The organism is Silvania sp., assembly GCF_051656365.1.
GTDB classification, from domain to species: Bacteria; Pseudomonadota; Gammaproteobacteria; order Enterobacterales; family Enterobacteriaceae; genus Enterobacter; species Enterobacter hatchlandensis.
Map to the genome: position 1 here is coordinate 1 of NZ_JBOGBT010000076.1, position 7,515 is coordinate 7,515.

At 58.8% G+C, this 7,515-nt stretch carries 3 protein-coding genes and 2 pseudogenes; 4 read left to right on the forward strand and 1 reads right to left on the reverse strand.

Going from position 1 to position 7,515, the window contains the following annotated elements; genetic code table 11:
• Both ACRDD5_RS14930 and ACRDD5_RS14935 read left to right on the forward strand, forming a co-directional pair.
• Positions 1 to 1,220: pseudogene (locus ACRDD5_RS14930) on the forward strand (T6SS phospholipase effector Tle1-like catalytic domain-containing protein); the annotation flags it as partial.
• Between the two features lie 102 nt (positions 1,221 to 1,322).
• Positions 1,323 to 4,721, forward strand: coding sequence for an ImcF-related family protein (locus tag ACRDD5_RS14935; RefSeq protein WP_438677160.1), 3,399 nt, complete (start codon positions 1,323 to 1,325; stop codon positions 4,719 to 4,721).
• Here the strand turns inward: ACRDD5_RS14935 and ACRDD5_RS14940 are convergent.
• Complete coding sequence (locus tag ACRDD5_RS14940) at positions 4,657 to 5,910, reverse strand: MFS transporter (RefSeq protein ID WP_438677161.1); 1,254 nt, start codon at positions 5,908 to 5,910, stop codon at positions 4,657 to 4,659. The genes ACRDD5_RS14935 and ACRDD5_RS14940 overlap by 65 nt on opposite strands.
• A 122-nt stretch (positions 5,911 to 6,032) precedes the next feature.
• On the opposite strand from ACRDD5_RS14940, the gene ACRDD5_RS14945 reads away from it, so the two are divergent.
• Positions 6,033 to 6,932, forward strand: a complete 900-nt coding sequence (locus ACRDD5_RS14945) for a LysR family transcriptional regulator (protein WP_438677162.1) — start codon at positions 6,033 to 6,035, stop codon at positions 6,930 to 6,932.
• A 127-nt stretch (positions 6,933 to 7,059) separates the two neighbouring features.
• A pseudogene (locus tag ACRDD5_RS14950) lies at positions 7,060 to 7,515 on the forward strand (sugar metabolism global transcriptional regulator Mlc); the annotation flags it as partial.

Below are 7,515 nucleotides of genomic sequence, written 5' to 3' on the forward strand. Positions count from 1 at the left end.
ACCCGACGGGGGCGGTGGAGGTGGTTTATCCCGGCGTTCATGCTGATATTGGCGGCGACTGCAAGCCCACGGAGCTGGGCAAGGTTCAGACGGATTCCCGTCAGCTGCTGTCGCAGATTGCCCTGCACGATATGTATGCCGCCGCTTTCGATGCCGGTGCGCCGCTGAGCGTGCCGCAAGACGTCCTGCCCGACGTTGTCAAAGAAAAAACCTATCGGATAATGAATATTGACGTTTTAACAGAATTCAAAATTTCACCGGAAGTCATCACCCACTTTAACGCCTGGCAGGCCATAACTGCACAGAAAGAGGCATCAAAGTCGGCAGAGGGCACCATAAACGAAGCAGAAATCGCGGCCATTGCGGTAGCGCAGGGCAAGGATCCGGATCAGGCGGTCCAGCAGACCCGGGCAGCAGCGGCGAAAAAGGCCGAAGCCGCGCGCAAAAAAAGTGCTGAGGCCGGAAACGCCAATAAACTGCCCGCCGCGGTCTACGTCCCGCTGAAAGCCAAAGCGCTGGAGGTGATTCTGGCGGATCACCTGAGCTGGATCACGGCCTGGCGCACCGAGCGTTTTGCCAGCCCGGACCTTGCGGCCAGGCATTACACCATTCAGCCCTTTTACCAGCAGGCCCGCAACGACGATGCTGAACTGCAGGCGGACACACAGCCAGCGCAACAGGGCAGCAGCCCGCGTGATGTGCCGCTTATCGATCGGGACCGGCTGGATCGGGCGGCAGGGCAGTATGACTTTAGCCACACCGGGATTATGGCGCTGTTGGCCCTGATATCGCTGGACGTTATCCCCGGCACCGCAACCGACCAGCTGGGAGGTAAGCTGATTGCCGCGCAGGATGCCGAGTTTTTACAGATCAAGAAAAACGGTGACGCCCGACGACCCGCGTTAATGACATCGCCGCAGATGATGGACTTTTTTGATAATTACGTGCATGACACCGTGGCGAAATATAATCACGACCCGCTGCACTCCTCGCTGACGCACGGTTATTTTTCCCGGCGTACGGTGTATGACACGGATGACGATAACTGGGATTCGGTCAAGCAATTTGGCCAGCGGATAAACGCCGTCGTCGATATTAATGTCGGGGATATTGTTACTCAGGTGCAAACTGATCTAGCCGAACCTAAAACGGTGTCGGGTATCCTGGGAAAAATATACCGTGATATTAAGAGTGGGGCATTTAAAGCTCTGCTATCGTAATTTTCGCGGCGTAAACAACTCGCTATATTTTATTCATTTAAATAACACGCTGTTATTCAGTGTGATTGTCATCGCGCTTAGTATAGGGAAGACGTAAAGCTTATGTTCAAGGAAAAAAAAGCCAAGGATATTTCAGTGGCGGCCACCGCCATGCTGTGTGTCGCTGTCGTAACGCTGATAATCGTAAGCGGAGGGCTGGGATGGTGGCTCTTCAAAGCGAACCGGGTCCTGCAATGGATGGTGATCCGCGAGATAGCCCTGGTCTGTTTTATTCTCTGGGGACTGTTGCTCAGCATGCTGATGCTGGGATTTATTGTTTTCCGTCTGTTAATCAAAGATAAAGTGGAGGGACAAAAACAGCTAACGCCGTCGTTATGCGCCAGGAAAAAACAGCGTTCCGCGCTGTTTAAGCCGCTGAAAGATCACCTCCACCGCCGCTACGGACTGTTCTGGCGCAATAAGGTCCGCCTGCTGCTGGTCACCGGCGAGCCGGCACAGATTGCCGCCATCGCGCCGGGCCTTGCCGCCAAACAGTGGCTGGAAGGCAATCGCACGGTGCTGATTCACGGCGGCAGCCTGGCAACATCCATGGATGAAGACCGCCTGAGCGCCCTGCGTAAACTGCGTCGCCATCGTCCGCTGGACGGCATTGTGCTGGCGCTGGATGAGGCGCAGGCCAACCCCAACCAGCTTGATATCAACCTGCGCACGCTGGAACAGGTGGGTGAGGCGCTGCATTACCAGCCGCCGGTGTATCTGTGGCAGGTACGCAACAGTCTGTGGTCGCAGGCCGAGCGGATCACCCAAACCGTGGGGGCGCTGTTTCCGGCGCGAGCCGTTCCGGAGGATGTTGGCCAGCAGCTAAGCGCCATGCTGCCGCAGCTTACTGCCCAGGGGATGCAGCAGATAGGTGAGCATCTGCAGCATGATTATCTGCTCCGCTGTGCCCAGTGGCTGAGAACGAGGGGAATTGCCCACTGGCAGGCGCTGTTAACGCCCTGGATGTCTGCGCATCGGCGGGTTCCGCTCCGGGGACTGATGTTCAGCCCGCCTTTAGCGGCGGCTGAGGAGAAGACCTCCGGTGTACACGAGCACCGCTGGGCGGTCCCGGCACCCTGGCAGGGCGTCATAGATGATTGCGCCAAAGCCCGTGGCGTGCGGGTCGGTCTGCCGTGGGAGCATACGCTGAAAGTCTCGCTGCTGACGCTGCTTGCCCTGTGGGGGCTCGGCAGCGTGGTGGCGTTTGCCGTCAACCGGCAACACATCATGGCGGCCGCGGACCGCGCGCAGCAGCTGGTGAGCACAGCAACGTTGAACGATCATCAATTGATAGCGCTGCAGGCGCTGCGTAACGATATCGGACGTCTACAACACCAGCAGGAGCACGGCGCGCCCTGGTATCAACGTTTTGGTCTGAATCACAACGCCGCGCTGCTGGCGGCGTTGATGCCGTGGTACGGACAGGTTAATAACCGATTGATTCGCGATCCGGCTGCGCTTGGCCTGATGCAAAAGCTAACCACACTGATTAACCTGCCACCGCGCAGTCCGCAGCGCACAGCGCTGGCTAAGCCCGGTTACGATCGGCTGAAAGCGTATCTGATGATGGCGCATCCGGATAAGGCCGACGCGACGTTCTTTGCCCGAACCATGAAAACGACGGAGCTGCCACCGCCCGGGCTGTCGCCTGCGCTGTGGCAGAGTATCGCCCCGGATTTATGGGCGTTTTACATGCAGAACCTGCCTGCGCAATCAGACTGGAAAATTCAGCCCGATACACGACGGGTGGCGCAGGCCCGGCGGGTGTTACTGGAGCAGATTGGGCAGCGCAATGCCGAGAGCACCCTGTATGAAAATATGCTGACTGACGTGCGCCGCAACTATGCCGACATGACCCTGGAGGACATGACGCCACAGACGGATGCCCGCCGCCTGTTTACCACCGATGACGCGGTGCCGGGCATGTTCACCCGCCAGGCGTGGGAGGGGGGGATTCAGGAGGCAATTGATAAAGCCGTGGCGTCTCGTCGGGATGAAATCGACTGGGTCCTGAGCGATAACCGCAAAACGGTCACCAATGATATCTCGCCGGAAACCCTCAGGCAGCGCCTGACAAACCGCTACTTTACCGATTTTGCCGGGAGCTGGCTGAGCTTCCTCAACGGCATCCGCCTTAACCCGGCATACACCATTTCTGATGTTATCGACCAGCTTACCCTGACCGGCGATGTGCGCCAGTCACCGCTGATTGCGCTGATGAACACCCTGGCATACCAGGGGCAGACCGGGCAGCGGGGCGAGGCGATTTCTGATTCGCTTGTCAAATCCGCCAAAAAGTTGATCGCTAAAGGCAACCTTCCGGCGATTGATCAGCAGGCGGCGGGCCCAACCGGACCACTGGAAAGCACCTTCGGCCCGCTACTCACGCTGATGGGTAAAAACAGCGCCCAGAACCTGATGACCGCAGACAGCACCCTCAGCCTGCAGACCTGGCTCACCCGGGTCACCCGCGTGCGGCTCAAACTCCAGCAGGTGGCTAACGCTCCCGATCCGCAGGTGACGATGCAGCAGCTGGCCCAGACGGTTTTCCAGGGGAAAAGTGTGGACCTCACCGACACGCAGGCCTACGGCAACCTGGTGGCGGCCAGTCTCGGTGAAGAGTGGACTCGCTTCGGGGAGACGATGTTCGCCCAGCCGTTGACCCAGGCATGGGAAACGGTCCTGCAGCCGTCGGCTGCCAGCCTGAACGACCAATGGCAGCGTTCGATTGTCGCCAACTGGCACTCGGCCTTTGACGGTCGTTACCCGTTCGCTGCCGGTAAAAATGATGTTTCCCTGCCCATGCTGGCGGAGTTTGTGCGCAAGGACATCGGGCGGATCGACCGCTTTCTGACCACGCAGCTGGGCGGCGTCCTGCATAAGGAAGGCAGCCGCTGGGTGGCAGATGAAACCCACAGCCAGGGACTGACATTCAGCCCGGCATTCCTCGACGCGGTAAACCAGCTGAGTCAGCTGTCAGACATTCTGTTTACCGACGGCAACCAGGGGATGGGGTTTGAGATGCAGGGGGTGGCGATGCCGGAGATTGTCGAAACGCAGCTGACGCTCGACGGTCAGAAGCTGCACTACTTCAACCAGCTGGCCGACTGGCAAAGTTTCCGCTGGCCGGGCGTTATCAATAAGCCCGGTGTGATGCTCACCTGGACCTCCACCGCTGCCGGAGCACGACTGCTGGCTAATCACAGCGGTGCCTGGGGCGCGATCCGCCTGCTCGAACAGGCAAAGCGGGAGAAAGTGAGCAATGGTCTGTTCCGCTTAACGCTGACGGCACCCGATAGCCGTCAGCTTCAGTGGCTATTGCGCACCGAACTGGGGGATGGCCCGCTGGCGCTGCTGAAACTGCGTAATTTCACGTTGCCAAAGGCGATATTCGACGTTAATGCAGTCGTTTATGCAGACGCCTTCCCACCAGCAGCGCCGCACACAGCATCAACGCAATAAACGCCCCCACGCCATCCCAGCCGTAGCGATGCCAGAATACCCCGCCGAGGGTACCGGCGATGCTGGAACCCAGATAGTAACTGAACAGATACAGCGACGAGGCCTGGCCTTTGGCGCGTCGCGCGCGCGGGCCAATCCAGCTGCTGGCGACCGAATGGGCGGCGAAAAAGCCCGCCGAGAAGAGCAGCATCCCGGCAAAAATAACCCAAATATTCGCCAGCAGCGTCATCAGCACGCCCGCCAGCATAATGCCCGTCGAGGCCAGCATTACCGGGCCACGTCCATATCGGGTGGTCATTGCCCCGGCTTTTGGTGAGCTCCAGGTTCCGGTCAGGTAAGCAACAGACAGCAGGCCGACCAGCGCCTGGCTCAGATGCCAGGGTGAAAGCATCAAGCGGTAGCCAATGTAGTTAAACAGGGTGACAAAAGAGCCCATCAGCAGGAAACCGGTAAGGAACAGCAGCGGCAGGCCTTTATCGCGCCAGTGCAGGCGAAAGTTAATTAGCAGGGTTTTTGGCCGCAGGGCCGTCGGGCGAAAATGGCGTGACGCCGGCAGAATTTTCCAGAACATCAGTGCGGCAGCCAGCGCAAAACAGCCAATCACGGCCAGCGCTACCCGCCAGCTAAAGAAGTCAGTAAACACCCCGCTCAACAGCCGTCCGCTCATCCCGCCAATCGAATTGCCGCTGATATACAACCCCATTGAAAACGCCACAAAGCTGGGATGGATCTCCTCGCTGAGGTAGGTCATGCCGACCGCCGCCACGCCGCTCAGGGAGAGCCCAATCAGCGCGCGCATCACCAGGATCCCGTGCCAGCTGGTCATCATCGTCGTCAGTAATGTACAGACCGAGGCCAACAGCAGGGCGGTGACCATCACCTGCTTGCGCCCGATAGCATCGGAGAGCGGGCCGGTAAACAGCAGCCCGACGGCCAGCATCCCGGTAGAAACAGAGAGGGAAATACTGCTGCTGGCAGGGGTGACGCCAAACTCCCGGGAGAGCACCGGCAGGATCGGCTGCACGCAGTAGAGCAGGGCGAAGGTGGCCAGTCCGGCGGAAAACAGCGCCAGCGTGACGCGCATAAACTGTGGGGTGCCGCGCGTGATGAGCTGAATCGGCTGCGGTGTGTTTGCCAGGGTTTCGATCTCGCCGGTCGCGGCGAGATCTGCGGACAGTGTACGACTCACGTAAATTCCTTACTTCAACATCCCCGTGATTTCGGGTGACGGGTATGACCACAAGGATCAGGGTAGGAAAATGTAAATATTCTGTCTAATATATTAATAATCTCAAATGATACTTTTAAAATATGAATATCGAACTGCGTCACCTGCGCTACTTTGTCGCCGTCGCTGAGGAGCTGCATTTTGGCCGGGCGGCGGCGCGGCTGAACATCTCCCAGCCGCCGTTGAGCCAGCAAATTCAGGCGCTTGAGCTGCAGGTGGGCGCTCGCCTGCTGGCCCGCACCAACCGCAGCGTGGGGCTGACGGCGGCCGGGAAGCAATTTCTCGCCGACTGCCGTCAGATCCTTGGCCTGGTGGATGAGGCGGGAGCCCGAGCCGCCAGGCTGCATCACGGCGAGACCGGCGAGCTGCGGCTGGGTTTTACCTCCTCTGCGCCTTTTATCAGCGCGGTGTCGGAGACGCTCTCGTCGTTTCGTCGCCTCTACCCGGACGTGCATATCCAGACCCGTGAAATCAATACCCGGGAGCAGATTACGCCGTTAAACGAAGGTTCCCTCGACCTCGGCCTGATGCGCAATACGCCGCTGCCGGACACCCTGGCATGGCAGCGCATTCTGCGGGAACCGCTGCTGGCGATGATCCACCGGGACCATCCCCTGGCGGCCAAGCCGGTCGTTTCGCTGACGGAACTGGCACAGGAGCCGTTCGTCTTTTTCGACCCGCATGTGGGCACCGGTCTGTACGACGATATTCTCGGCCTGATGCGTCGCTACGGACTGGCACCGGTGATTGCCCAGGAAGTGGGGGAGGCGATGACCATTATTGGCCTGGTGGCAGCGGGGCTCGGGGTGTCGATCCTGCCCGCCTCGTTCAGGCGCGTGCAGCTGAGTGAAATGCGCTGGGTGCCGATAGCAGAACCCGATGCCGTTTCCGAAATGTGGCTGGTGTGGCCAAAGCATCACGAACTCAGCGCAGCGGCACAGCGTTTCAAAATGCAGCTGATTAGCGCCTCGCCGGGTGGCTAAACCCGAAAAAATGGGGGCAAAAATGTGCTGCAAATCACAAGCCTAAGTAAAAATTTGACGATGACTGTAGAAGTGCTTCACCATAGCCCACAGTTTATTTCGAAGCGCGAAAATAAGGGAGTAGGTGGTGGTTGCTGATAGTCAGCCTGGGCACATAGATCAGATTAAGCAGACCAATGCGGGCGCGGTATATCGCCTGATTGATCAGCTTGGCCCGGTCTCGCGTATCGATCTTTCCCGTCTTGCACAGCTGGCACCCGCCAGTATCACCAAGATAGTGCGTGAAATGCTCGAAGCCCATCTGGTGCAAGAAACGGAAATTCAGGAGCCGGGCAGTCGTGGCCGTCCGGCTGTAGGGCTGATGGTGGAAACCGAAGCCTGGCACTATCTCTCTTTGCGCATCAGCCGGGGTGAAATTTACCTCGCGCTGCGCGATCTGAGCAGCAAACTGGTGGTGGAAGACCGGCTCGAGCTGGCGCTGCACGCAGAACAGCCGCTGGAAATGCGGATTGTCGCGCTTATCGATCGGTTCTTTATTCATCATCAACACAAGCTGGAGCGTCTGACGGCTATCGCCATCACC